Here is a 23,733-nt window from a genome sequence, read left to right as displayed (position 1 = left end):
ATAAACTTAATTTAGCTTGCAGTTCTTTTTTGTAAAAAAGCCCAATTTCGAGTTTCTAAAAAGAAAGACGCTACCACCATATATACACCCACCATAAATAACTGCGCAATACGAATATAAAAGTTGGTAGCAACATCCGCATCTGTTGACGAGGCAGTAGACCCCACAACCACTAATAAAGCTGAAAATATCCCTGCAAAAATAGGCGCTTTAGCCGCATCAGCATAGATTTTTTGACTAAACAGCAATGCACAAATCATCGCAAGGCCAACGTAAAATACCAACTCTGGCACTATCACCAGTAGGTTGTAAAAACCAATGGCTAACACACCACCAATGCCGTTAGTGATCAATAAAAACAAGCTCACTTTAACGCTTTTACTGCCTGCTGATTGCAACGACAAAATCGCAATAAAAATCATCGTGAGCAGCGCACCTGTAATTTCAAACAAAAAGAAAAAAGTAATCACAGGAAAAGCGATAATTAACGCACGAACAGACTCATATAAACGCTCATCTGTAGTTAATCCAGCAGCGACATGGGTTTCGCGGTTAGGAGATAAATCAGGTAGTAAAATATGAAGCAAAGTGAAAATTAACACTGCTACTAAACCTGAAAAGCTTAGGCCAACACCGACAAAAATAGCCGCACCAGGGTGAAGAATACCTAAGTAAGGTAAGACTAGTGTTGCGACAATTAAAATGGTGGCAAAGAAGTTCCATTTAGGATCGGAGAACAGGTAGTAAGCCCACAGCATTAATAATGCAAGCAGAGGTAACAACACAATGGGATATTGCACAGGACCAAAACTCACTAACCAAGCAATAGCAATCGTTACTACCATCGATATTAATAGTTCATAAACAGTTTGAATCGTTGGCTCAGTTCTATCGACTAAAAACTTAGCCACAAACACAGGCACAATAAAAGCTAGCTGCCATGCAAACACTGCAGAAATGGCTACGGCTAAACCAATCCCAAGCGTGAAGCGCAATACCCTGCGGGTATAAATCGCTTCTTCTAGCTCAGGGTCAATAACTGCAGTTGGCTTATCTGACATAAGAGAACCAGCTAACTAAGCGGATCCAGAATTTACCGAACAGGTTCATTACAGAGCTTTCTTGGGTATACACCATCACATCAACTTGGCCACCAACACGTCTTAAGCCTTTAGCCTCTTCCTTTTCAAACACTATGGTGACTGGAAAGCGCTGTGATTGTCTTAACCAGCCAGTTTGACCTGTGGTTTGGGCAAGTTTACCGGTTTGTTCATTTTGGCCCCAATCCACACCGTAATCGATGTAAGCGACTTTGCCTGTAAAGACTTCACCTGGTGCATAATCCAACGCAAATTCAACTTTGTCGCCAGGGTTCATATTACCTATACTGTTTTCTCTGAAGTTAGCTTCAATCCACACATCTTCAGAAGAAATAAACGTCATAACAGGCTGACCTGCGCTGGCATAAAAACCTTCTTTTAAACGAAAGTTAGAAGCAACACCATCAGTGGGCGCTTTGATTTCGGTTCTCGCTAAATTTAGCTCCGCCTGTTCTAGCGCTAACAATGCAGATTTAACAGCGGTGTTATTCTCACCTTCTGAGCCTAAACGTTCTTCAGCCTTGGCTAAGTCGGCATTGGCTGCTGCAACACCAGCTTCAGCGCTGGCTAATTCAGCACGAGCATTATCTGCATCAGCTTGAGACATAACATTTTGCTCAACCATGGTAAAAATACGCTTTGATTGAACTTGAGCATTGGTGTAGTTAGCTTCTGCATTCGCCACTTTTGCTTGTGCCGCAGTGACATTGGCTGTTAACGCCCCCATGTTTTGACCTGCTTGGGTCACATTCTGCTGCGCAGTAAATAGTGCTATTTCGTAATCACGTGGGTTAATGCGCGCCAATACCTCACCTTGACGTATTAAGGTGTTAGGCGTGGCTATAATTTCAATCACCTCACCAGAAACCTGCGGCGTTATTGGCACCACAAAGCCTCGAATTCGGCCTAAATCTGTAGAAGGGATATATCGGTCGGCAAATAGATGAAAGACAAACAAAAAGCCCACCACAAGCAAAATGATATTAGTCACTTTACGAATCTTTTGATTTTTTGCTTTATCTGCAGGGGTATCAGCTGTGGGAGCTTGATCAACTTGAGCCTCTTCAGCTTGCATAGCTACCTCAGTTGAAGACACTTCATTATTCTTATCAGTCATAACCTTCCCTTGAATCGACAAATATTCAGCAGCTAAATAGCACTATTAACTTGAAAGGTTGTTAACAGTAAATTAGAGACTTGTTAGTATAAATGCAGTATAGAGTTAATTTGATATGGAACTCAAATATAACCATGAAATTAGCGAGTTATAATATGGTTCTTGGATGAAGCGGATATATCGTTAATTTAAAGGGAACAGGTTCTTATGCGGATAAACAACAAAGTGAATAGCTTAATCACCTAAAAGTATTCTTTAAGCATGTTTTGAAAGATTAAAACCTGAGTTCATACCGCTGAAAATTCCTTTAAAGATGACATCGCAATTGCCGCTTTATCTACAGGAACAAAAATATGGTCATGATAATAGGCAGCAATAACATTGGCACTGATGCCATTATCAGTCAGCTTTTGAGAAATAGCAGCGGTGAGCCCCACCGCTTCTAAACTGGAATGCACTGTTAACGTGATTTGTTTAAACCTCGCTTCAAAAGGCAAATAAGCTTGAATCGCAGATTCAACTGCAAGTACTAAAGTCAGCCCTTCTTGCTCATGAAAAAAACATAATGGATTTAAATGAGCATAATCAGCTATGCACCCTTTAACACTACAAAAGACAAACTCACCAGCTTGTAGTTCTGGCGACATATTTGATAGTAACTTTGATAAATCCGTTATTCCTGACATCTTAATTCCTTGGTTACTCTTAGTTTATTTAGCAAATTACTTAGCTCTTTATTTAGAATAGTGCCTAATCACTGACACCTTGCCATTGTCGATTTCAAGCACTTCAAATGAACCATTATCATGATGGGTAACTTGGCCATTATCTGGGTGTATCCCTTTGGCAACGGTATGAAACTCAATCATAATTACATTATGTCCATAAGCTTGATTAGTGAGTTTGGCAGAATACTCATCGTGTGAGGCTAAGTAGTAAGTCATTCCTTTACGCAGTGCAGCTTTGCCATCTGGCTGACGACTATCATCATCACTCCAAGGTAAATGTTGATAACCCACATCATCAGTTAAAAAAGATAAATAATGTTCTAAATCTTCTTTGGTGGCATCAGGTTTTTGTGAACCTTTCCATGCTTCAAAGTAGTCTTGAGTAAAGGCTTGATAGTCAAACTCAATTGCAGTCGGTTTATCTTCAGCCAGTGCTTTAAACGGTGCAATTGCAAGTAAATACACGGCTAACAACATCTGCAGCGATACACGTAATTGAGCCATATTAGTTAAAAAATTCCATTTCATCATATTTTCCTTAACGCTAATAATCCATTACATCTAATTTTACTAATTTAAGTCTGTAACTTACTGAATAAAAAACTGAACTGCAACGGCTGTTAGCTAAGCTCGTCACAGAGGTCATAATTAAGATCTTAAACCAAGGCTATAAACGAAGGGGATAGATCAAGGTGGATAAACAGAGCAATTAAACTGAGGAGTGAAGAATGATGAAAGGTGTGTAATCAAATCGTTTTTTGGTATTCAAACAGCCAAAAATTTTCATTGGGTTCAGGCTGAATTTCACCGACTTTTTTATAACCTAATTTTTGATAAAAATGGTGATTACGAAAGGCTTTATAAGGAGTCACTAACGACCAATTAAGCACATCAGGATAGCGTTTTTCCAGTAAAGAAATAGTATCTAAGCCTATGCATTTATTTTGAAATGCTGGCGCAATAAAGAAGTACTTCACTTCAATTTCTGTCAGGCTTTTTGGTACTAATAAAATGCCACCGGCAGTCTGACTATCATGCTTAATAATATAATAGTGACCAGACTCAATGCTTTGCTGATGCCAAGGCGTGGATTCAATATGTGGCGGAAAACTACCGTATTGTTCAAAGTCAGCTTGAAACGCTTTAACTGCCAGTGCTTTTAATAGCGCAGCATCTTCAATTTGGGCTAAAACTAATTGGATTTGTGTCATAAATAGTTTTATTAACTCACTCAGTTAATTCATCAAAACGACTAGTGGTTAAAGATAATCGTAAAAAGAGTCAATGCCAAGAGGGTTAAGTTTAGAATTGAATTTCTAACTATTTCTTGGACAAAAGCTAGTTAGAGTTTCTAATCTAGAACACTGGATTTAGATTAGTAAAAGTATCTTGATACCTTAAGCGCTTGTATAGGTGGTTTAGATGGATTAATCAGCATTCGGTCTTATGAACTTAAAAATAAAGTTTGTTATAAACTGACGATTCATAAGAAAACTTAATGCTATAAAATAGCTAATAATCCAAATTCTAGGCATTAACATCAATAATTACCTTATGACTTTAATTAGCCAATAGTCGACCGACAAAATACTCTTATCTCTAAAAGAGAGCTTTCGGCTTAAGAAATTATTATAGAATTCTAACTATCACGAGCAAAACGACCTAGAGTCTATTGTGGATAAAATCAATACTAATTTCGACTTCACGTTGTCCTGCCCCGATAGTTGCAAATAGTAGTTAGTTATGAATTGTGAAACATTTTTCGTATCGGCTTACTTTAACCCATACTTTTCCCGTATTCGCTGTCGGTCAAGCTCAATCCGACTCATATACTCTACTACCACAGCATGGTCTTTCCACGGTGATAACACAAAATTGTTCAGGCCGGCTGAATCCCACCAATAAGAGTACTCGTCGTTGAATCCCTGCTGCAGAATTTGTTCGCTGTGCGCCATATTGTCACTGTAAAAACTGGCAATCAGGTACAAGCTATTAAGCCGCCAGAATTGGAATGACTCTGGATATTGTGTTTTATATTGAGCAAGCGCATTGAAGATTGTTTGCGCGCTATGTTGGCTTTGTTCTATCTGCCCTGTGTGGTATTGCAGCATGACTAACCCCAAAGCTTCCCATACATTTTGAACCGATAGCTCGAAGGACGGGGCTTGGTCTAAATAATCCATCAACAAAGCTGACTTTTCTTCCGTTTTAGTCTGCTTAATGAGTGCTGCCATAATCCAGATATCTACTGTATTTCTAAAGTCTCGTTGTAATAAGTAAAGTAAATCTATGGGGGATTTTTCTAATTGAATATCGTACATATAAGCTGAGATAGACGCATATAATGCCCAATACCCTGTTTTGTTGAAATCGAATTTTTGGGCCACGCGCTTTGCCAGCTGATAAGCGCCTATATCCAGTAAATTAAGATAAAAAAAGGAAGAATTTGCCAGATTGGGGTTCGCCTCAAATTTTTGTTGTGTAGATAAAAAATAATGATCAGGAACATGGCGCTCTGCCCAATAGTCTTCAATACCTTCGTCGGGGTGTTCCAACAATTGTTGCGCCGCTTGTTTAGGGGAAAGGCATTGGTTTAACCAATATTGGTATTGTTGTTGCTCTAATTTGTTAAAAATCCCGTTTGGTACTTTATCTAATTCTTCCTGAATTTCTTCACAGGGCAGCATTAAATTAGCAGCATGACCCAATAAAATTTTATAGTGTTCAGCAACTGCGGGATAATAACGGATGAGCTGGCGGTCTTTTTCCAATGAAATAGGTCGAGTATCGGCAAAGTCATCGTAATAATGTACCAGCGTATTTAACGCATCGATATTTTTATTATCTAGTGCCAAGGCTTTTTTCGCCATGCCTTCAGCATGTTCAATGCCGCTTGTGTCACCAATTGCTGACTTCTCCATATAGGTATAAGCAGCGAGGCCAATGATTTCTGGGGTGTTAGGGTATTTTTCATCTAAGGCTTCGAGGATTTTAATACCTTTTAGGTTGGACTCTTCGGTTCGGTCACTGAGTAGACTACGCGCGGTGACCAATTGTTCAACCGCAATATAATCCAGTTTTGTTAAGGCAGTGGTATAGCGGGTGTCTTTATCAATTAGCGACAGCTTTAACGCAGCTGCTACTTGATTACTAATGTTTTCTTGTAAAGTGAATACGTTAACTAGTTTGCGATCAAAGGTGTCAGATAATATATGACTGCCAGATGCAGCTTCGATTAACTGAACTGTGATGCGTATATCTTCTCCGCTTTTACGTACACTACCTTCCACGAGGTAATCGACACTAAGTTCTTCAGCGATATCGCGCATATCCATGCTTTTGTTTTTATAGGCAAAGCTAGATGTACGGGCGGTCACTTTAAGTCCATCAATTCGGGTTAAGCTGTTAAGTAATTCTTCGGTCAAACCATCAACAAAGTATTCTTGATCAGGGTCATTACTTAAATTAACAAAAGGTAAGACAGCCAAAGGTAAAACCGCTTTTTGTTCTAATTGGTTACTGATTTGTTTACTTTCAGAGGGTGTGCTGGTTGATTTTATTTGTACACGACCACCCGAGACGTTGTCGCTCGTTACCCAATGATTGTAGCTAATATAACCGAGTGCTATTACTAATAAAGTGGTTAATAGAATATTCAGTTTCTGCCCGGTTTGCGGGGCAATGGAGGCTTCTTCAGTCACTTCGCTAGTACGCTTAATACCTTCAGGGGTGAGCTCAAATGCCCAAGCAAAAAACAGCGCAAAAGGTAGGCCAATGATCACAAACAAAAACACTAATGAATTTACCCATGTAGGCAAATGTAAAGCAGGCACGGCAAGTGATACCACCTGAATTATTAGCCAACTCAAGACTAAGTAACTTATAGCGACTTTAAAAACATTACGTCTTTTTAATTCTTGAAAGAAGCGCATAATATCCATTTAATGGGCAAGAAAAAAACTATTGTATAATAAATGAACATCATAAAATAGTTCTTTGCCATCAATGAAAAGCCTTGCTTAACCATCAGCCCAAGGGCCGGTAAGTATGGGGTTATACAATTATATTTAGTACGAAGGAAGCGCCCATATTATCGCGACAGCACATTTAAAGTTATCAGCACTAAAACAGGCTTTTCATTTAACCTTATTTAGTATTAGATTCATTTATAGAATCTCCAAAAAGCGCTATATACTCAGACACTTCTTCATAGGTGACAATCGAATCGAAATTAGCTACTTCCTCTTGATTCCTTTCTATAAAGACCTTTGGCGAGACCAAAACCGTTGCAAAATCATCATAAGCCATGAATTCTGCTTTACCCTTCATAAACTCGGCTCGCTTTTTATAGTTTAAATATTGATTTGGCGTGAATTTTCCATGTGGAGGCTTATCCTCAATATGAAGTGCGATTCTTTGCTGACTTTCTTTATTCTCAAAAACTAAAAATATATCCGTTTCAGATTCACTACCATCTTCAATTTTGCACCACCAGTGCCGCCACCAATTTTCTTGTTTCTTTTTCGGCTTTAGGTTGGCCTGTTCCTTGTGTAGTAGACGCAGGTCATCTGATTGCTCTGAGAACTTTGTTTTTCCTAAAAACCATTGTTGAAAATTAATGGAGTTTTCAATTTGACCTGCAAAAGCTCTGTCTAGTTCAAGTTCTGAAATCACTATTATCTCCTCCCATCCAAAATGAATTACATCCGTCATTTTATCCTATAGCTCAAAGGCAACTAAATACACCGAGTAAAATACGAATTTCATTTCATCCTAAACTCGTTTTGGGGCATAAGTGAGTTACGAACAGCAACTCTGTAATTCATTTATACTTGCTCAATTATTGAAGACCATTACTTCAATCTAATCCATTGCCTGCCGCAGGAATGTTCAGGATGAACGGAATGTCGCGATCACATGGTCAATGATGTTCCAGACATCATACTGACATTTACCATATCCCTATGGTTCAGATGTGAAAGAGTGACCTTATGTACAGATGCATCCAAGACTCGCCGTAAACACATCCATGTGGGCTCTGCGAAAACATCCATGTTTTCGAAGGTCTTGAACGCATCTACACTGGGATGATTGTCTCTTCGATTTGACTATATTCGTCGCAATTAAAAAAGCTACAAAAACCAAGAATCTGATCAGCTAAAAGACTCAAGTTGAATTGAGAGCGTTGAAGAAAATAGCGTGAGCCTGACAGGGCGTCAGGCTAGCTTTCGCGGGGCCATGGAAGGCCCATCGGAAGCGTTAGCATTTTCGAATAAGTCTAATGCAGTCGACAAACGAAGTCAGAAGTTGGATATATCCCCATCGAAAATATGCGCTTTTCAGCATTTTTAGTCTGGGGCGGCAGGGTGATCCAAGAGGGTATTGCTGTTGATACCCTTTTGGCCTGTGCAGGATGGAATCCTGCGATGTTTCTTTTGCTTTTGGCGAAACGCCACGACTTTGATTTGTAAATAGTAAACAAATTTGGGAGCATAAACGGTTATATCCCCTACATTATGAGCTACAAACCATTTTCATTAAAGCTTCAAAATCCAGACACAAAAAAGCCCGCTATTGCTAGCGGGCTCTTTCGATAAATATGGCGGAGAGATAGGGATTTGAACCCTAGATGGGCTACAAACCCATGCCGGTTTTCAAGACCGGTGCATTCGACCACTCTGCCATCTCTCCGAACGAGCGAGATAATAGCTATCTCCCTCGCTGGTGTAAAGTAGAAATTGAAATAATTTGTTCATTTGGCTATTTGAGCAGCAATCTCGGCTTTAATGCCTAAAATTAACACTATTTATCCATTTTTACTGGGGTTAAACCTTTTGCTCTATCTTCAACTGCATCATCTAATTCAAAGCCTGCTTGTTTCCAGGTACCCGCTTCTTCTGGATTAAATTTCTCTTTTGACCAGGCTGAAGCTGAATCTACACTAAAGCTGGCTTTGCTCCATTGCTGAGACTGCTCGGCATTAAAACCACTTTTACTCCATGTTTGTGCTTTGGCTGCATCAAACCCAATGGCTTTCCAATCTGCTATCTCTCTTTCTGACATTCCTTTCCATGTCGGTGCTGATGCACAGCCATATAAAAGACAAGCAACCAATATGACGATTAACTTTTTCATTAAATACTCCCTTATCTGTAAGTACACGTTAATGATGAAAAAACCATCAAACTAAATATAGTTAGCGATATACACAGTTTCAAGGAAGTCGCTGAGGTTTTTAGCGTTAATTTCCTACGCGGGTTCAATTTCAGGTAATAAAAAAGGCCACCTTAGGTGACCTTAATTTTACGCGATACCGCATTCATCAAATGTACTGGTTTAAGTACGTTGACGAGTGGTTTTAGGACGCGCAGCAACCGTTTTGTGTTTACGCACAGCACGGCGAATTTTAGCGCCTTTAACTTGAGCACGAGCAACACTGTGTTTATCGGTGCCAAGTAATGTACGGGTTTCTGGCTCTAACCCAGCTAGTTGACGCAAGTAGTTAACTTGTTCCATATCAAGCTCAGTCCAACCACCACGAGGCAATGCTTTTGGAAGCTCTACCATACCGTAGCGAACACGGATTAGACGGCTAACTTGTACTTCTTGCGACTCCCATAAACGACGAACCTCACGGTTACGTCCTTCTTTAAGTGTCACATGCCACCACTTGTTTAAGCCTTCGCCACCAGCAGGTTTGATGCTATCAAAACTTGCAGGGCCATCTTCAAGGGTTACGCCTTTGCGTAAACGCTGTACTGCAGCTTCTGGCACTTCACCAAAAGTACGTACCGCATATTCACGATCAACTTCGTTTGATGGGTGCATTAAACGGTTAGCAAGCTCACCGTCTGATGTGAATAATAATAAACCTGAAGTATTAATATCCAAACGTCCAACGGCTACCCAACGTGAATCACGTATCTTAGGTAAACGTTCGAAAACCGTGGTTCTTCCTTCAGGATCTTTACGACTACAAATCTCGCCTTCTGGCTTATGGTAAGCCAATACACGACAAATAATGTCTTCTTCAGTTTTGATCACGATGGCACGACCATCGATGCGGATTTTAGCGTCTGCTTCAACGCGATCACCTAAACTGGCAATTTCTCCGTCTACACTAATACGGCCTGCAGCAATCCATGCCTCCATCTCACGACGGGAGCCATGGCCTGCACGGGCCAAGACTTTCTGCAATTTTTCGCTCATCTAGTTCGACTCTTCTGTTTGTTGTGGTGCCATTGAAACTTTCTCAAATAGCGCCTGCAATGACTCTTCATCCGTCAGCGAAGGTAAATCCGCTAACGCTTTCAAGCCAAAATAGGATAAAAACTCTGTGGTAGTGGCATAGAGTGCTGGTCGCCCAGGAACTTCTTTATGGCCTACGGTTTTTACCCAATGTCTATCAGCTAAACTCTTTATTATGTGGCTGCTGACGGCCACACCTCTTACATGTTCAATATCACCACGGGTTACTGGTTGCTGGTAAGCAATCACCGCTAAGGTTTCTAACGTCGCACGTGAATATTTAGGGGATTTTTCTTGCCACAAAGGTTGTAAGAATTCACTCAACAACTCTTGGGTTTGAAAGCGATAACCACTAGCCACTTCAACTAGTTGTACCCCACGCTCTTGATAATCTTGTTGTAATTCGTCCAAGCAAGTTTTAATCCTTGCTCGAGACACATCAAACTTTACCAGTACGGTATCTTTTATCATTTTGATACTGAGTGGTTTTCCCATTACAAATAAACTGGCTTCGATTAACTGTTTTAATTGAATGTCATTTATTTGCATGATGTCCTTTCTCGTATCGAGTGCCACGCACTTTAAAATGCTTTAACGTAAATTGGCGCTAACGGCTCATTTTGCACTAAGTCGACTAATAGTTCTTTGACGAGTTCCATCAAAGCTAAAAAGCTCACTACCACACCCGCTTTGCCTTCACTGACATCAAATAAGTCGGTAAAAGGAATAAAATTTTCGGTCGATAGTTTGGCTAAAATCTGACTCATCCGCTCGCGGGTTGAAAGCAACTCACGTTTTACATGATGATGTTCGTTTGCATCAATTCGTTTTAATACCTCAGAAAACGCCTGAGCGATATCAACTAATGATACTTCAGGAGGCATGATCACCGGCTTAATATTGGGTGCGGCTTTAGCTTGCGCTAAGTAAACATCCCGCTCCAATCGTGGCAAGCCATCTAAGTCAGCTGCGGCCTGTTTGATCACTTCATAGGCTTTTAACTGGCGAATTAACACCACACGAGGATCTTCTTCCTCTTCATCTGCGGTCACTATTTTAGGTAACAACAGACGAGATTTAATTTCCGCAAGCGTTGCTGCCATCACTAAATAGTCGGCAGCCAGCTCAATTCGCGCTTCAGTTAAAATATCAATATAGACTAAATACTGAGTGGTAATTTTTTCAATCGGCAAGTCAACTACATCCAGTTTTTGCTTGCGAATTAAATATAATAATAAATCTAATGGCCCTTCAAATGTCTCTAAAAACACTTCAAGCGCTTCAGGTGGAATAAACAAATCGGTCGGCATTGCATCGAGTGCTTCACCGCGAACAACTGCTAAAGGTAAACTTTTTTGTATACCCTGCATTTGTTCATTCCTTAATTTAATGACTTAATATCAGATGGTTAAAACAATTAATAACACCATTAAAGCGTCAAACTGAATTACCCTTAACTCTGGCTATTACGTCAAAATTATAGCTAGAAATTACCAAACGCGCGATTATACGCACTATTGCCTAGGGTTGAAACAACTATCCTGCAAACTTGTCGAGTAAAAAACAACCGCTTGTCGCTTAACGTCTTTTACACGCTGTTAGTGGCGGGAATATTCACTCCATCATCTTTTATTCAAACGGACTAATATCACCTGCACCTTCACGGACGATCAGCATATCGCCTTCAGACATATCAATCACTGTAGTTTGGTTTTCAGCTAAATAACCACCATGGATAATGGCATCGACACTGTGCTCTAAAATATCGCGAATATGTTCAGGATCAGACTCGGCAAACTCTTCGTCTGGCATCACTAAACTGGTCGACATAATCGGCGCTTCAAGGGCTTCAAGTAAAGCCAACGCAATCAAGTTATCAGGGACACGAATACCAATGGTTTTCTTTTTATCACACTGTAACCTGCGCGGAACTTCCTTACTGGCTTTAAAGATAAAAGTGTAAGGCCCAGGGGTGCAGCTTTTTAGTAAACGGTACGCTTGGTTATCAACACGGGCAAAGTTTGCCAGTTCAGATAAGTCGCGACACATCAACGAGAAGTTATTATCGTTGTCTATTTTACGAATTCGCGCCATGCGGGTCATGGCATCTTTCTCGCCAATCATACAGCCTAATGCATAGCCTGAATCAGTTGGGTAAACAATCACCCCACCTTGCTTTAGAATATTAACCGCTTGGTTAATCAATCTTGCTTGCGGGTTTTCGTCATGTATATAAAAGAATTGGCTCATGTTCGCTCCGTCCAAGATTCTGATTGCCAAACCCACTGTATGCCAGCAGGTTGGAATAAATTTTTGCCTAACTCGATCCAATTACTTGGGAAGTGAAAGTCACTGCCTATAGAACCCATTAAGTTATTCAAATGGCTTAAAGCGACCAAGTTAGCGCGATCATCAATGCTTTGTTGACCTAGTACGACTTCCATCGCATCGCCACCTGCCTCTTTATACTCACGTACTAAACGCTTAAGCCACTTAGCTGATAGTTTATAGCCGCTTGGATGTGCTAATACTGCCACGCCACCGGTTTGATGAATAATGTCGATAGCGGTTGCCATGTCACTCCAGTTATTAGGGACATAACCGGTTTTTCCGCGTGCTAAATAACGTTTAAACACACTAGGCATATCTTTAGCATAGCCGTTTTCTGCCAACCAACGGGCATAATGACCTCGGCTAATCGCAGCACCAGCGGCATAATGTTTGGCACCTTCGTATGCGCCTTCAATACCTGCTTTGGCTAAACGGTTACCAATTTCCAGAGCGCGTTCTTCACGTAATTCACGTTGACGACTCAAAAAATCGAGTAAAACAGGGGCTTGTTTATCCATGTTGAGACCAACAATGTGGATATCAAAATTGTTCCAACGGGTAGATATTTCAACACCATCAATTAATTTTAGCGGTGTTTCGTGTTGCTGATTAAATTGATGCGCTTCAGCAAGTCCTGCAACGGTATCGTGATCAGTTATTGCTAACATTTGAACGCCCTTTTCAATGGCACGTTCAACAAGTTCAGCAGGAGTAAGTACGCCGTCAGATGCGGTCGTATGGCTATGGAGATCGGCCAATAGAGTGTCTGTTATCATAACGTTATTGTACTTTAATCTTTGTTGAAAAGCTTAACCCTGTGGTGATTATTTGCTACATATTCAGCAAATTGATGACGCTTTAGCCGCCATGAACAAAAAAATGCCAAATTTGAGAAATATTCAATTGACTTTAAAGGCCAGCTAAGGTCTTCTATAAGGCATACGTTAGCCAAACGCATTTTGCTAACCTTTTAGATATACGACCTAAAATCAAGAGATTCGATTTAAATGACAAACTTTAACGCACTTAACATCAATTGGTGGTGGCACTTCCCAAATTAACGGGTGGTGTGAAGCGTTGTAGTTATTTAAATAACACAAGATTTTACTAGAAAGCCCGCAGAGATGTGGGCTTTCTTGCTATTTACGGCTTGCACTCTTCGATATAACAAATGCAAACCGAACAAGAAATAGAGTACTAAGTATGAAAAATCAACATTTTAAAGAGGCGCAATACGTATTATGAAACATCAGTTCGCCCATGTCATAACGCAAAAACAATCATTAGCGTACCACGCTGATCCATTGAGCCTTTATCAGCATGTCACCGCAAATGCGCCACATACAATGTTGCTTGAATCTGCTGAAATAGAAAGTAAAGACCATTTAAAAAGCATCGTACTGACCCACGCCGCAATGATGGTGAGATGTGATGGTTATAAGCTGACTTTCTCAGCCCTCACCGACAATGGTGCTAGCCTACTTTCGCCTATAAGCGACTTCTTCGAAACCAGTGAGCAGCAACAGCAAGATAATGTATTAGTCATTAACCTTGCCAAAGCCAAGCAGTTACAAGATGAAGATGCGCGTTTAAAATCCACATCACCGCTTGATGGTTTAAGAATGTTTGTCCAGCACATTCAAACTGACCAAAAAGATGCCTTCGAAGATTTGTTTTTAGGTGGTGTGCTAGCGTATGACTTAATTGATACTGTAGAGCCATTACCAGAAGTTCCTAATGCTGATAACGATTGCCCTGATTACTTATTCTACCTCGCTGAAACATTAATTCTTGTTGACCACCAACAGCAGCAAGCTGAAATTATCACCCACCAGTTTTCTAATGACGCACTATTTGCTGACACACTGGCTAAACGAGTCACTGATGTAAAACAGCAATGCCAAACATTAGCACCTGTTGAACCTTTAGTGACTGTCGATGCTGACACACAAGTTAACATCAGCGACGAAACCTTTAAGCAAACAGTGGTTGATTTAAAAGAGCACATTGTTGCAGGTGATATTTTCCAAGTTGTGCCTTCAAGAAGTTTTAGCCTGCCATGCCCAAATACCTTAGGGGCTTATCGAGCACTACGCCTAACGAATCCAAGCCCGTATATGTTTTACTTTCGCGGCCCTGACTTCACGTTATTTGGCGCCTCACCTGAAAGCGCACTCAAATATGATGCTGCAAGCAACCAAGTTGAAGTGTACCCAATTGCTGGCACACGTCAGCGCGGTAAAGCTGCCGATGGCAGCATTGATTTTGACTTAGACAGCCGTATTGAACTTGAACTACGCCTTGATAAAAAAGAATTATCTGAGCATTTAATGCTGGTTGATTTAGCCCGTAACGATATTGCCCGTATTAGCCAAAGCGGTAGCCGTAAAGTAGCAGAATTACTAAAAGTTGACCGCTACTCACACGTGATGCATTTAGTCAGTCGCGTAACCGGTCAATTACGTGAAGACTTAGATGCACTGCATGCTTATCAAGCCTGTATGAATATGGGCACCTTAGTGGGCGCACCTAAAGTGCGTGCATCACAATTGGTTCGAGAAGCCGAGCAAGCCCGCCGTGGCAGTTATGGCGGCGCAGTTGGTTACGTTAATGGTTTAGGTGATATGGATACTTGTATCGTTATCCGCTCAGCCTTCGTTAAAAACGATGTGGCCTTTATTCAAGCTGGCGCTGGGGTGGTGTTTGATTCTGACCCACAAGCTGAAGCCGACGAAACCCGTCAAAAAGCCCAAGCGGTGATTTCTGCCATCAAAATGGGAGGTGGATTATAATGACGACTTCTCAGAGCACCAATAACATGAAACTGTATTTATTAGATAACTTTGACTCATTCACCTACAACCTAGTGGATCAGTTCCGCAGCTTAGGTTTTGAAGTGCTGATTTACCGTAATGACGTAAGCGCTGACTACTTAGCTGAAAAGCTTATCGCCGAATCAGGTAATGCGGCATTAGTCCTGTCACCAGGTCCAGGTGCACCTCATGAAGCAGGTTGTATGATGGAGCTTATCGGTAAAGTGGCAGGCAAAGTACCTATGCTAGGTATTTGTTTAGGCCATCAAGCCATGATTGAGTACTACGGCGGTAAAGTCGAACGTGCTCCTTTTGTGGTGCACGGTAAAGCCAGCCCAACTATTCATAATGGTGAAGGCGTATTTGCTAACTTACCTTCTCCGCTTCCAGTAGCCCGTTATCACAGCTTAGTTGCCACCAAGGTGCCTGATTGTTTAAACGTAATTGCCACCACTGAAGATATGCCAATGGCGGTGATCCACCCGCAAGATAAAGCGGTAGGATTCCAGTTTCATCCAGAGTCGATTTTAACCACTTTAGGTAGCACGCTATTAACCCAAACGCTAACTTACCTGACCCATGCTAATGAAAGTAGCCAATCCAGTAGCCAAAAGGGAGCCTTATAATGTCTCAACTTCAACCTCTGTTAGACTCACTTTATCAAGGCAATGCGTTAACGCGCAGCCAAAGCGCAGAGTTATTCACCGCCATTGTTGAAGGTGAAATGGACCCAGTTACTATGGCCGGTATGTTAGTGGCGCTTAAAATGCGCGGCGAAACCATTGAAGAAATAACTGGCGCAGCTGATGCACTTCGTAAAGCGGCTAAACCTTTTCCGCGCAGCGCTCAATCATTAGCGACAGGCGTTGTGGATATTGTGGGTACTGGCGGTGATGGTCATAACACCATTAATATCTCCACCACAGCATCATTTGTTGCAGCAGCTGCTGGCGCTAAAGTGGCCAAACACGGCAACCGCGGCGTATCAAGTAAATCAGGCGCCTCTGATGTGTTATCTCATTGTGGTATCGGCCTAACGATGACGCCAGAAGCGGCCAGCCAATGCATTGAAGACTTTGGATTATGTTTCTTATTTGCACCTCATTATCACGCTGGTGTGCGTCACGCAGTTCCTGTAAGGCAAGCACTTAAAACCCGCACCATCTTTAATATCTTAGGCCCGCTGATTAACCCAGCAAAACCTGAAGCTATGCTACTGGGTGTATACTCTCCAAAGCTGATTGCACCTATCGTTAATGTGTTAAACGCATTAGGTGTTAAACGCGCCATGGTAGTTTATGGAAGTGGCCTTGATGAAGTCGCCCTTCACGGTGAAACCCAAGTGGCGGAGTTAAATGACGGTAACATTCGCTTTTATACGTTAACCCCGCAAGAATTAGGAGTTGAACCTGCTGAAATTTCAGCCCTTGAAGGCGGTGAGCCAAGTGATAATGCCCTTATAACTCAAGCAATTTTAAAAGGCGAAGGTAAACCTGCCCACCGTGACGCTGTTGCGATTAATGCAGGCTGTGCGCTTTATGTCAGCGGAGTGTGTGACACAGTGCAGCAAGGCACTAAACTTGCGCTTGAAACCATTAATAGCGGCAAAGCGATTAACGTCTTAAATCAACTGGCTGAAGCAAGTCAGCAAGAGGAAGCACACTAATGCCTACAGTTGCGAATAAAACGGATAAAGAATCTAACGTATTAACTAAAATCGTTGATACCAAAGTTGCTCATATTGCCTCGCTTAAACTGCGTTACCCAGAAGCCAACTTGCAACCTAAAATATCTGACCGCAGTTTATTTGATGCCCTTAAAGCGCCAAATGCGGGTTATATTTTTGAATGTAAAAAGGCCAGTCCGTCAAAAGGGCTTATTCGCCCAGTGTTTGATGTTGAAGCCATTGCTAATATTTACGGTAAATACGCTGCTGGCATTTCGGTGTTAACCGATGAGCAGTTCTTCCATGGCGATATTGATTACATTCCATTGGTGCGTGCACGTGTCAGTCAGCCAATCTTATGTAAAGACTTCTTTGTTGACCCATACCAAATCAAACTGGCCGCTCACCAAGGCGCAGATGCCGTATTGTTAATGCTGTCGGTTCTGGATGATGAGCAATATAAATTACTGGCCGAAGAAGCTGCGAAATACAATTTAGATGCGCTAACCGAAGTCAGTAACCAAGAAGAACTTGAACGCGCAATTGATCTTAACGCACGCATTGTGGGTATTAACAACCGCAACCTACGTGACTTAAGCACTGATTTAGCCACAACTGAAGCGTTAGCGCCACAAATTCCAACTGACAGAGTCATTATCAGTGAATCTGGCATCTATAATAACCAACAGGTTAAGCGCTTAAATCCGTTAGTAGACGGCTACCTTGTAGGCAGTTCTATCATGGCACAAGAGGACATTGACCTTGCTTGTCGTCAGCTGATTTTTGGCAATAACAAAGTGTGCGGCTTAACCCGCCTTGAAGATATCAAAGCAGTCACCCAAGCTGGCGCAGTGTTCGGTGGATTAATCTTTCACCCTAAATCACCTCGTAACGTGACTGTCGAGCAAGCAGCTTCACTGGTTGAGCAAAGCCGACAAGCACTAACTGAATCAGAAGCGAAAACGGGCTTGAACTTTGTTGGTGTATTCGTCAACAAGCCTAACCCAGAAATCGTAGCAACCGTTAAGGCTGTTGGTTTAGCTGTAGTGCAGCTTCATGGCAGCGAAAACAGTGAAGATATTAGCGAGCTAAAACAGTTATTGGCTGAAGCTGAACTTGATTGCCAAATTTGGAAAGCAGTCAGTGTTGATACTGCAGCCGATACTAATACTGTAAGCGACAATAATGTTGGCGATAAACCAGAGGGTTGCGATCGTTACTTATTCGATAGCAAAAACACCACAGGCTTTGGCGGCACGGGCGAGACATTTAACTGGCAAGCGTTATTCGATAATTCTGCCATTACCAATGCAGAGCGAGAAAACAGCATGCTTGCAGGTGGGCTAACACCTGAAAACGCACTCGATGCTAACCAACAAGGTTTTTACGGTTTAGATCTCAACTCAGGTGTTGAATCAGAGCCCGGAATTAAAGATGCGCAAAAGATTGCCCAAGCATTTGCAGCAATCAGAAAGAATTAGCACCAAATTTAATACAGCATTACGAAATAGCCAGCATGGGTATTTCACACAATATTGATAAGGAAGACCCAATGACGAAGCTTAAGCTTGACCCTTATTTTGGCGAATACGGCGGCATGTACGTACCGCAAATTCTTGTGCCAGCACTGAAGCAATTAGAAACCGCTTTTGTTGAAGCCCAGCAAGATGAAGACTTTCAAAAAGAGTTTACTGACTTACTGAAGAACTATGCAGGTCGACCAACGGCATTAACCTTAACCCGTAACTTAAGCCCTAACCCTATGGTTAAAATCTATCTGAAACGAGAAGATTTACTCCATGGCGGCGCGCACAAAACTAACCAAGTACTTGGTCAGGCGCTATTAGCAAAACGTATGGGTAAAAAAGAAATTATTGCTGAAACCGGTGCAGGCCAACATGGCGTTGCAACAGCCTTAGCTTGTGCGTTGTTAGACCTTAAATGTAAGGTTTACATGGGCGCGAAAGACGTTGAACGTCAATCACCAAACGTATTTAGAATGAAGCTTATGGGCGCAGAGGTTATTCCTGTGACTTCAGGTTCATCAACACTGAAAGATGCCTGTAACGAAGCCATGCGCGACTGGTCAGCAAGTTATGAAAAAGCGCATTACCTACTTGGTACTGCAGCGGGGCCGCATCCATTCCCAACTATCGTACGTGAATTCCAACGCATGATTGGTGAAGAAACCAAAAAGCAAATCCTTGAAAAAGAAGGTCGCTTACCAGATGCTGTTATCGCCTGTGTCGGCGGTGGTTCAAACGCAATTGGTATGTTTGCAGACTTTATCGATGAAAAAGACGTTGAACTTATCGGCGTTGAGCCTGCAGGTAAAGGCATTGATACGCCAATGCACGGCGCACCGCTTAAGCACGGTAAAACCGGTATTTTCTTTGGTATGAAAGCGCCGCTGATGCAAGACAGTGATGGCCAAATTGAAGAGTCATATTCAGTATCTGCAGGTCTTGATTTCCCATCTGTTGGACCACAGCATGCTTACCTTAACGCCACAGGTCGCGCCCGTTACGAGTCTGCAACCGATGATGAAGCGCTAGAGTGCTTCCAGTTGCTTGCTCGCACTGAAGGAATTATCCCAGCGCTTGAGTCAGCTCACGCGATTGCATACGCAGTCCGTATGGCCAAAGAAGCCACCAAGGAAACCATTTTAGTGGTTAACTTATCAGGCCGCGGTGATAAAGATATCTTCACGGTATCTGACATCTTAGAACAAAAAGCGTCAGCTGAAGCTGCGAAATAAGGACTTATCATGACAAATCGTTATCAAGCAGCTTTTGACCAATTAGCGCAAAAACAACAAGGCGCATTTGTGCCGTTCGTGACCCTTGGCGACCCAACCGTTGGGATTTCGTTAAAGATCATTAAAACCTTAGTGGATAATGGCGCTGATGCGTTAGAGCTAGGTTTCCCGTTTTCTGATCCATTAGCTGACGGCCCAGTGATTCAAGGCGCTAACTTACGAGCGTTAGATTCAGGCACCACAGTTGCCGATTGTTTCTCACTACTCACACAAGTGCGCGAGTTATACCCTGAGATGCCAATTGGACTATTGCTATACGCTAACCTCGTATTCGCCAATGGCACTGATGAATTTTACGCTAAAGCTAAACAAGCGGGCGTGGATTCAGTATTGATTGCTGATGTGCCTGTTGAAGAGTCAGCCCCGTTCAGCGAAGCGGCTCATAAGCATGGCATTGCCCCTATTTTTATCGCACCGCCCAATGCCGATACAGACACCATTAAAATGGTCAGTGAACATGGCCAAGGTTATACCTACTTGTTATCGCGTGCGGGTGTGACTGGCACAGAGTCAAAAGCAGGTGCGCCAATTGGTGAAGTGCTTGCCAAACTTGCTGAATTTAATGCACCACCACCGCTATTAGGTTTTGGTATTGCTGAGCCTAAGCAAGTAAGTGAAGCCATTAAAGCGGGTGCAGCAGGCGCAATTTCAGGCTCTGCAGTGGTTAAAATCATCGAGCGTAACAAAGACGATGAAAAAGCCTTACTTAGCGCGCTAGCTGAGTTTACCCGCAACATGAAAGCAGCGACGCTTATATAACAGCTTTTAAGTAACAGCTTCTAAGTAACGATTTTTAAGCACCAGTTTATAAGTATCAGCTTTTAAGAGCAGTTAAAAATAAGCGAATAAAATAGTGGGTTATTCCGCTCATTATTAAGCTTGATTTAAGACTATTAATGCCACTCATTCGAGTGGCATTTTTTATCGCCTTTATGAATTTTTATTAACCGCTATTACGACTAAATTACGACTAAATCCAATAAACAAGCCTCCACTGCCCTTCATATTAACCTAGCTGCCATGCTAGACTCAGAGCCTACTATTTCCATCATGATTAATACCCAAGCCAAGCTCAATAAGGCAAGAATGAATATTAATCAGTAAATTGACTTATTTATTTAGGCTGTCGCATCATATGAAACAATTGCTCGATTTTCTTCCATTGGTCATCTTTTTTGCCATATACAAGTTTTACGATATTTACACCGCAACTGGAGCGTTAATTGCCGCCACTGCAGTGCAATTAATCGTCACTTATATCCTGTACAAGCAAGTTGAAAAAATGCACCTCATCACTTTTGCGATGGTGACATTTTTCGGTACCTTAACGCTTATCTTCCATGACGATGCCTTTATCAAATGGAAAGTCACCATTGTTTATGCCTTCTTTGCTATCGCGCTGCTTGTCAGCCAATTGATTGGCAAGCCAATCCTTAAAAGCATGCTGGGCAAAGAGATGAAATGTCCTGACAAAGTTTGGGCAAATGTCACTTGGTATTGGGTCGCCTTCTTTGTCGCTTGTGGTTTAGGCAACATCTATATCGCCTTTAGCATGCCGTTAGAAACCTGGGTAAACTTTAAAGTATTTGGTTTAACCGCCCTAACCCTAGTGAATACTGTTATTACCGTTATGTACCTGTATAAACATATGGAACATGATGAATCAGAACAGCTAAAATAATTAAGGAACCTATCTATGTGGTACATGATTTCGTCACAAGATGTTGAAAACAGTCTAGAAAAGCGCATGAATGCCCGCCCTGCTCACTTAGCAAGGTTAGAAGCCTTAGCCGCTGAAGGTCGCTTATTGGTTGCAGGCCCACACCCAGCCATTGATAACGAAAACCCAGCAGAAGCAGGGTTTACCGGTTCACTGGTAGTTGCCGAGTTTGAGTCATTAGTTGCCGCACAAGCATGGGCAGACCAAGACCCATATATCGATGCTGGCGTATACGCTAGTGTGATTGTTAAGCCATTTAAGCGAGTACTTGTCTAATGAAAATTGTCTCATTCAACATCAATGGTATTCGCGCGCGCTTACATCAACTGCAAGCACTTATCGACAGCCACCAGCCTGACGTTATCGGCCTACAAGAAACTAAGGTTCACGACGAAGCATTTCCAGTAGCAGACGTTGAAGCTATGGGTTATCACGTGCATTACCATGGCGGCAAAGCCCATTACGGCGTTGCTATGCTATCAAAAGCTGAGCCAATCGAAATCATCAAAGGGTTTAAAGATGATGCTGAAGATGCACAGCGCCGAATGATCATGGGTAAATTTACCCAAGCAAATGGCCGCGTCATTACCGTGATGAATGGTTATTTCCCCCAAGGTGAAAACATCAGCCATGAAACAAAATACCCAGCTAAGCGTAAGTTCTATCAAGACCTAATGCAGCACCTTGCTGACAACCACACCCCAGATGAAGACATCGCCATAATTGGTGACATCAACATCTCACCAATGGATTTAGACATTGGTATTGGTGATGTGAATGCCAAGCGCTGGTTAAAAACCGGTAAATGTAGCTTTCAGCCAGAAGAGCGTGAATGGCTACAGCGTCTAAAAGACTGGGGCTTAGTCGATAGCTTCCGTGAATTACACCCTGAGCGCACCGAGCGTTACTCGTGGTTTGATTATCGCAGTAAAGGCTTTGTCGATAACCGCGGCCTACGTATTGATGTAGTCATGGTTACTCAATCATTACTACCACGCCTGACTGAATCTGACGTAGATTACGATTTACGCGGCATTGAAAAGCCATCAGATCATGCGCCGATTTGGAGCACCTTCTCTGACTAGTTAAGAGTGACTAGTAAAGGGTAACTGCTCGATACGAACAGCAAACCCCAAAAGCCTAACGTTAATACGTTAGGCTTTTTGTTTTGAGGCGAGGCAAAATACCTCTCAGTGTATATTTCCATACTCTATACTTTCTTATAATGTAAATGTTCTAACACTACGCAAATATTATTTGTAATGTTTCGCCTTAAATTAGAGAATGCTTATGCAAGTGTTTTAGCTCTGAATTGAGTAACAACTTTAAAAGGACAACCTAATTTGAAGTATATTGAACATTCAAATAACAAGCCTACGGTTTTCAGCGTATTTGTCCTTTTTACGCTCATCTTATCAAGTGATATTGTTCTCGCGTCAGAAAAAAAATCCATTCATTTTACAACCAGTAATAGCATTGAGCCCTACTTTTTTGTGAATAAGAAAAGTGGTCTGCAATATGAATTATTAGATGCAGCATTATCTGCGAGCAACTTGCAATTGGGGGGCATTACTTTTGCTACCAACCTTAGGGCTTTGCGATTAGTCAAAACAAAAAAAATCGACTGTATCATCAACTCCCCCTCAAATAGCGACGGACTATTCTTAACTCAAAGCTTAATCGAGTATCAAAATAGCGTGTTTTTTCTGACCAAAAACAAACTGAAAATAGACACTATTCAAGATCTTAAAAACTACTCTTTAGTAGGATTTCAAAATGCGAACCACTACTTAGGAGCAGAGTTTTCGGAGCTATCAATAACACATAAAAGTTATCATGAAATTGCCAGTCAAAAAAACCAAATCTTGATGCTATTCAGTGAGCGGATTCAAGCTATCATTCTTGAACAACGGATTTTCGATTATTACCGCAACCAAATCGACAGCCGAATTAAATCACCTTTTGAAGTCACTAAGGTCAAATTATTCGATCCAGCGCCTCGCTATATTGCTTGCCATGATCCCCATACCGCCATGCTAGTCAATGAGGCTATTTCGCAATTAAAACAAACCAACTTATATCAAGATATATTGCTTAAGGCTGAGCGGAGCTATAGCGGTGTTTCTGAGCTAACCAAGTGATCAGCACATTTAGGGCTATTCTTAAAAGCTCTTGACCACATGCTACTCCTT

The 23,733-nt window shown here is 41.8% G+C and carries 23 protein-coding genes and 1 tRNA gene; 10 read left to right on the top strand and 14 right to left on the bottom strand.

Translation table 11 applies throughout. The features are described from left to right. Positions 1-11: 11 nt before the first annotated feature. The 14 genes from L2735_RS00315 to rnm form a co-directional block, all read right to left on the bottom strand. Complete coding sequence (locus L2735_RS00315; RefSeq protein ID WP_248982822.1) at positions 12-1,061, bottom strand: DUF2955 domain-containing protein; 1,050 nt, start codon at positions 1,059-1,061, stop codon at positions 12-14. Next, complete coding sequence (locus tag L2735_RS00310; protein ID WP_248982821.1) at positions 1,051-2,217, bottom strand: HlyD family secretion protein; 1,167 nt, start codon at positions 2,215-2,217, stop codon at positions 1,051-1,053. The genes L2735_RS00315 and L2735_RS00310 overlap by 11 nt, the downstream gene beginning before the upstream one ends. A 287-nt stretch (positions 2,218-2,504) precedes the next feature. Further along, entirely contained in the window at positions 2,505-2,903 is a 399-nt protein-coding gene (locus L2735_RS00305; protein WP_248982820.1) for an ACT domain-containing protein, read from the bottom strand. Positions 2,904-2,951: 48 nt separating this feature from the next. Next, positions 2,952-3,476: a nuclear transport factor 2-like protein gene (locus tag L2735_RS00300; protein ID WP_248982819.1), complete on the bottom strand. Its 525-nt coding sequence runs from the start codon at positions 3,474-3,476 to the stop codon at positions 2,952-2,954. 215 nt (positions 3,477-3,691) lie between these two features. Then, positions 3,692-4,156 (bottom strand): GNAT family N-acetyltransferase, encoded by a 465-nt coding sequence (locus tag L2735_RS00295; protein ID WP_248982818.1) that lies wholly within the window; start codon positions 4,154-4,156, stop codon positions 3,692-3,694. Between the two features lie 561 nt (positions 4,157-4,717). After that, positions 4,718-6,814: a hypothetical protein gene (locus L2735_RS00290; RefSeq protein WP_248982817.1), complete on the bottom strand. Its 2,097-nt coding sequence runs from the start codon at positions 6,812-6,814 to the stop codon at positions 4,718-4,720. Between the two features lie 277 nt (positions 6,815-7,091). Then, positions 7,092-7,619 carry a hypothetical protein gene (locus L2735_RS00285; protein ID WP_248982816.1) on the bottom strand — a complete coding sequence of 176 codons (528 nt, stop codon included), beginning with the start codon at positions 7,617-7,619 and terminating at the stop codon, positions 7,092-7,094. A 926-nt stretch (positions 7,620-8,545) separates the two neighbouring features. Next, positions 8,546-8,636, bottom strand: a tRNA-Ser gene (locus L2735_RS00280). 111 nt (positions 8,637-8,747) lie between these two features. Further along, positions 8,748-9,080: a hypothetical protein gene (locus L2735_RS00275; RefSeq protein ID WP_248982815.1), complete on the bottom strand. Its 333-nt coding sequence runs from the start codon at positions 9,078-9,080 to the stop codon at positions 8,748-8,750. Between the two features lie 201 nt (positions 9,081-9,281). Continuing rightward, positions 9,282-10,154, bottom strand: coding sequence for a 23S rRNA pseudouridine(2605) synthase RluB (rluB, locus tag L2735_RS00270; RefSeq protein ID WP_248982814.1), 873 nt, complete (start codon positions 10,152-10,154; stop codon positions 9,282-9,284). Continuing rightward, positions 10,155-10,742, bottom strand: coding sequence for an SMC-Scp complex subunit ScpB (scpB, locus tag L2735_RS00265; protein ID WP_248982813.1), 588 nt, complete (start codon positions 10,740-10,742; stop codon positions 10,155-10,157). 32 nt (positions 10,743-10,774) lie between these two features. Then, positions 10,775-11,563 (bottom strand): segregation and condensation protein A, encoded by a 789-nt coding sequence (locus tag L2735_RS00260; RefSeq protein WP_248982812.1) that lies wholly within the window; start codon positions 11,561-11,563, stop codon positions 10,775-10,777. Between the two features lie 259 nt (positions 11,564-11,822). Beyond that, entirely contained in the window at positions 11,823-12,443 is a 621-nt protein-coding gene (locus L2735_RS00255; protein ID WP_248982811.1) for an L-threonylcarbamoyladenylate synthase, read from the bottom strand. Next, entirely contained in the window at positions 12,440-13,300 is an 861-nt protein-coding gene (gene rnm / locus L2735_RS00250) for an RNase RNM (RefSeq protein ID WP_248982810.1), read from the bottom strand. The genes L2735_RS00255 and rnm overlap by 4 nt, the downstream gene beginning before the upstream one ends. Before the next feature lie 462 nt (positions 13,301-13,762). Here rnm and L2735_RS00245 point away from each other — a divergent pair, with 462 nt between their 5' ends. From L2735_RS00245 to L2735_RS00200, 10 genes are all read left to right on the top strand, one after another. Further along, the gene (locus L2735_RS00245) at positions 13,763-15,316 is read left to right on the top strand and encodes an anthranilate synthase component 1 (RefSeq protein ID WP_428848279.1); all 1,554 of its coding nucleotides are present in this window, start codon (positions 13,763-13,765) and stop codon (positions 15,314-15,316) included. A 26-nt stretch (positions 15,317-15,342) separates the two neighbouring features. After that, positions 15,343-15,963, top strand: coding sequence for an aminodeoxychorismate/anthranilate synthase component II (locus L2735_RS00240; RefSeq protein WP_248983025.1), 621 nt, complete (start codon positions 15,343-15,345; stop codon positions 15,961-15,963). After that, the gene (gene trpD, locus L2735_RS00235; RefSeq protein WP_248982808.1) at positions 15,963-17,003 is read left to right on the top strand and encodes an anthranilate phosphoribosyltransferase; all 1,041 of its coding nucleotides are present in this window, start codon (positions 15,963-15,965) and stop codon (positions 17,001-17,003) included. The genes L2735_RS00240 and trpD overlap by 1 nt, the downstream gene beginning before the upstream one ends. Then, positions 17,003-18,484 (top strand): bifunctional indole-3-glycerol-phosphate synthase TrpC/phosphoribosylanthranilate isomerase TrpF, encoded by a 1,482-nt coding sequence (gene trpCF, locus L2735_RS00230; RefSeq protein WP_248982807.1) that lies wholly within the window; start codon positions 17,003-17,005, stop codon positions 18,482-18,484. The genes trpD and trpCF overlap by 1 nt, the downstream gene beginning before the upstream one ends. Positions 18,485-18,555: 71 nt before the next feature. Further along, complete coding sequence (trpB, locus tag L2735_RS00225) at positions 18,556-19,761, top strand: tryptophan synthase subunit beta (protein ID WP_248982806.1); 1,206 nt, start codon at positions 18,556-18,558, stop codon at positions 19,759-19,761. Positions 19,762-19,770: 9 nt separating this feature from the next. After that, positions 19,771-20,580, top strand: a complete 810-nt coding sequence (gene trpA / locus L2735_RS00220) for a tryptophan synthase subunit alpha (protein WP_248982805.1) — start codon at positions 19,771-19,773, stop codon at positions 20,578-20,580. Between the two features lie 376 nt (positions 20,581-20,956). Beyond that, positions 20,957-21,502, top strand: coding sequence for a septation protein A (locus L2735_RS00215; protein ID WP_248982804.1), 546 nt, complete (start codon positions 20,957-20,959; stop codon positions 21,500-21,502). A gap of 15 nt (positions 21,503-21,517) precedes the next feature. Next, a complete protein-coding gene (locus L2735_RS00210) occupies positions 21,518-21,817 on the top strand; it encodes a YciI family protein (RefSeq protein WP_248982803.1) in 300 nt (99 codons plus the stop codon). Next, positions 21,817-22,626, top strand: a complete 810-nt coding sequence (gene xthA, locus L2735_RS00205) for an exodeoxyribonuclease III (protein WP_248982802.1) — start codon at positions 21,817-21,819, stop codon at positions 22,624-22,626. The genes L2735_RS00210 and xthA overlap by 1 nt, the downstream gene beginning before the upstream one ends. Positions 22,627-22,884: 258 nt before the next feature. After that, a complete protein-coding gene (locus L2735_RS00200) occupies positions 22,885-23,682 on the top strand; it encodes a substrate-binding periplasmic protein (protein ID WP_248982801.1) in 798 nt (265 codons plus the stop codon). Positions 23,683-23,733: the final 51 nt, after the last annotated feature.

The sequence above is a fragment of the Shewanella olleyana genome (assembly GCF_023283825.1).
Classification (GTDB): domain Bacteria; phylum Pseudomonadota; class Gammaproteobacteria; order Enterobacterales; family Shewanellaceae; genus Shewanella; species Shewanella olleyana.
This window is presented reverse-complemented; position numbering and strand designations above follow the sequence as displayed.

Excerpts from the sequence above, each read along its gene's own strand:
- L2735_RS00315 (WP_248982822.1), bottom strand. The coding sequence starts at position 1,061 with ATGTCAGATAAGCCAACTGCAGTTATTGACCCTGAGCTAGAAGAAGCG.
- L2735_RS00310 (WP_248982821.1), bottom strand. The coding sequence starts at position 2,217 with ATGACTGATAAGAATAATGAAGTGTCTTCAACTGAGGTAGCTATGCAA.
- L2735_RS00305 (WP_248982820.1), bottom strand. The coding sequence starts at position 2,903 with ATGTCAGGAATAACGGATTTATCAAAGTTACTATCAAATATGTCGCCA.
- L2735_RS00300 (WP_248982819.1), bottom strand. The coding sequence starts at position 3,476 with ATGATGAAATGGAATTTTTTAACTAATATGGCTCAATTACGTGTATCG.
- L2735_RS00295 (WP_248982818.1), bottom strand. The coding sequence starts at position 4,156 with ATGACACAAATCCAATTAGTTTTAGCCCAAATTGAAGATGCTGCGCTA.
- L2735_RS00275 (WP_248982815.1), bottom strand. The coding sequence starts at position 9,080 with ATGAAAAAGTTAATCGTCATATTGGTTGCTTGTCTTTTATATGGCTGT.
- rluB (WP_248982814.1), bottom strand. The coding sequence starts at position 10,154 with ATGAGCGAAAAATTGCAGAAAGTCTTGGCCCGTGCAGGCCATGGCTCC.
- scpB (WP_248982813.1), bottom strand. The coding sequence starts at position 10,742 with ATGCAAATAAATGACATTCAATTAAAACAGTTAATCGAAGCCAGTTTA.
- L2735_RS00260 (WP_248982812.1), bottom strand. The coding sequence starts at position 11,563 with ATGCAGGGTATACAAAAAAGTTTACCTTTAGCAGTTGTTCGCGGTGAA.
- L2735_RS00255 (WP_248982811.1), bottom strand. The coding sequence starts at position 12,443 with ATGAGCCAATTCTTTTATATACATGACGAAAACCCGCAAGCAAGATTG.
- rnm (WP_248982810.1), bottom strand. The coding sequence starts at position 13,300 with ATGATAACAGACACTCTATTGGCCGATCTCCATAGCCATACGACCGCA.
- L2735_RS00240 (WP_248983025.1), top strand. The coding sequence starts at position 15,343 with ATGAAACTGTATTTATTAGATAACTTTGACTCATTCACCTACAACCTA.
- trpD (WP_248982808.1), top strand. The coding sequence starts at position 15,963 with ATGTCTCAACTTCAACCTCTGTTAGACTCACTTTATCAAGGCAATGCG.
- trpCF (WP_248982807.1), top strand. The coding sequence starts at position 17,003 with ATGCCTACAGTTGCGAATAAAACGGATAAAGAATCTAACGTATTAACT.
- trpB (WP_248982806.1), top strand. The coding sequence starts at position 18,556 with ATGACGAAGCTTAAGCTTGACCCTTATTTTGGCGAATACGGCGGCATG.
- trpA (WP_248982805.1), top strand. The coding sequence starts at position 19,771 with ATGACAAATCGTTATCAAGCAGCTTTTGACCAATTAGCGCAAAAACAA.
- L2735_RS00215 (WP_248982804.1), top strand. The coding sequence starts at position 20,957 with ATGAAACAATTGCTCGATTTTCTTCCATTGGTCATCTTTTTTGCCATA.
- L2735_RS00210 (WP_248982803.1), top strand. The coding sequence starts at position 21,518 with ATGTGGTACATGATTTCGTCACAAGATGTTGAAAACAGTCTAGAAAAG.
- xthA (WP_248982802.1), top strand. The coding sequence starts at position 21,817 with ATGAAAATTGTCTCATTCAACATCAATGGTATTCGCGCGCGCTTACAT.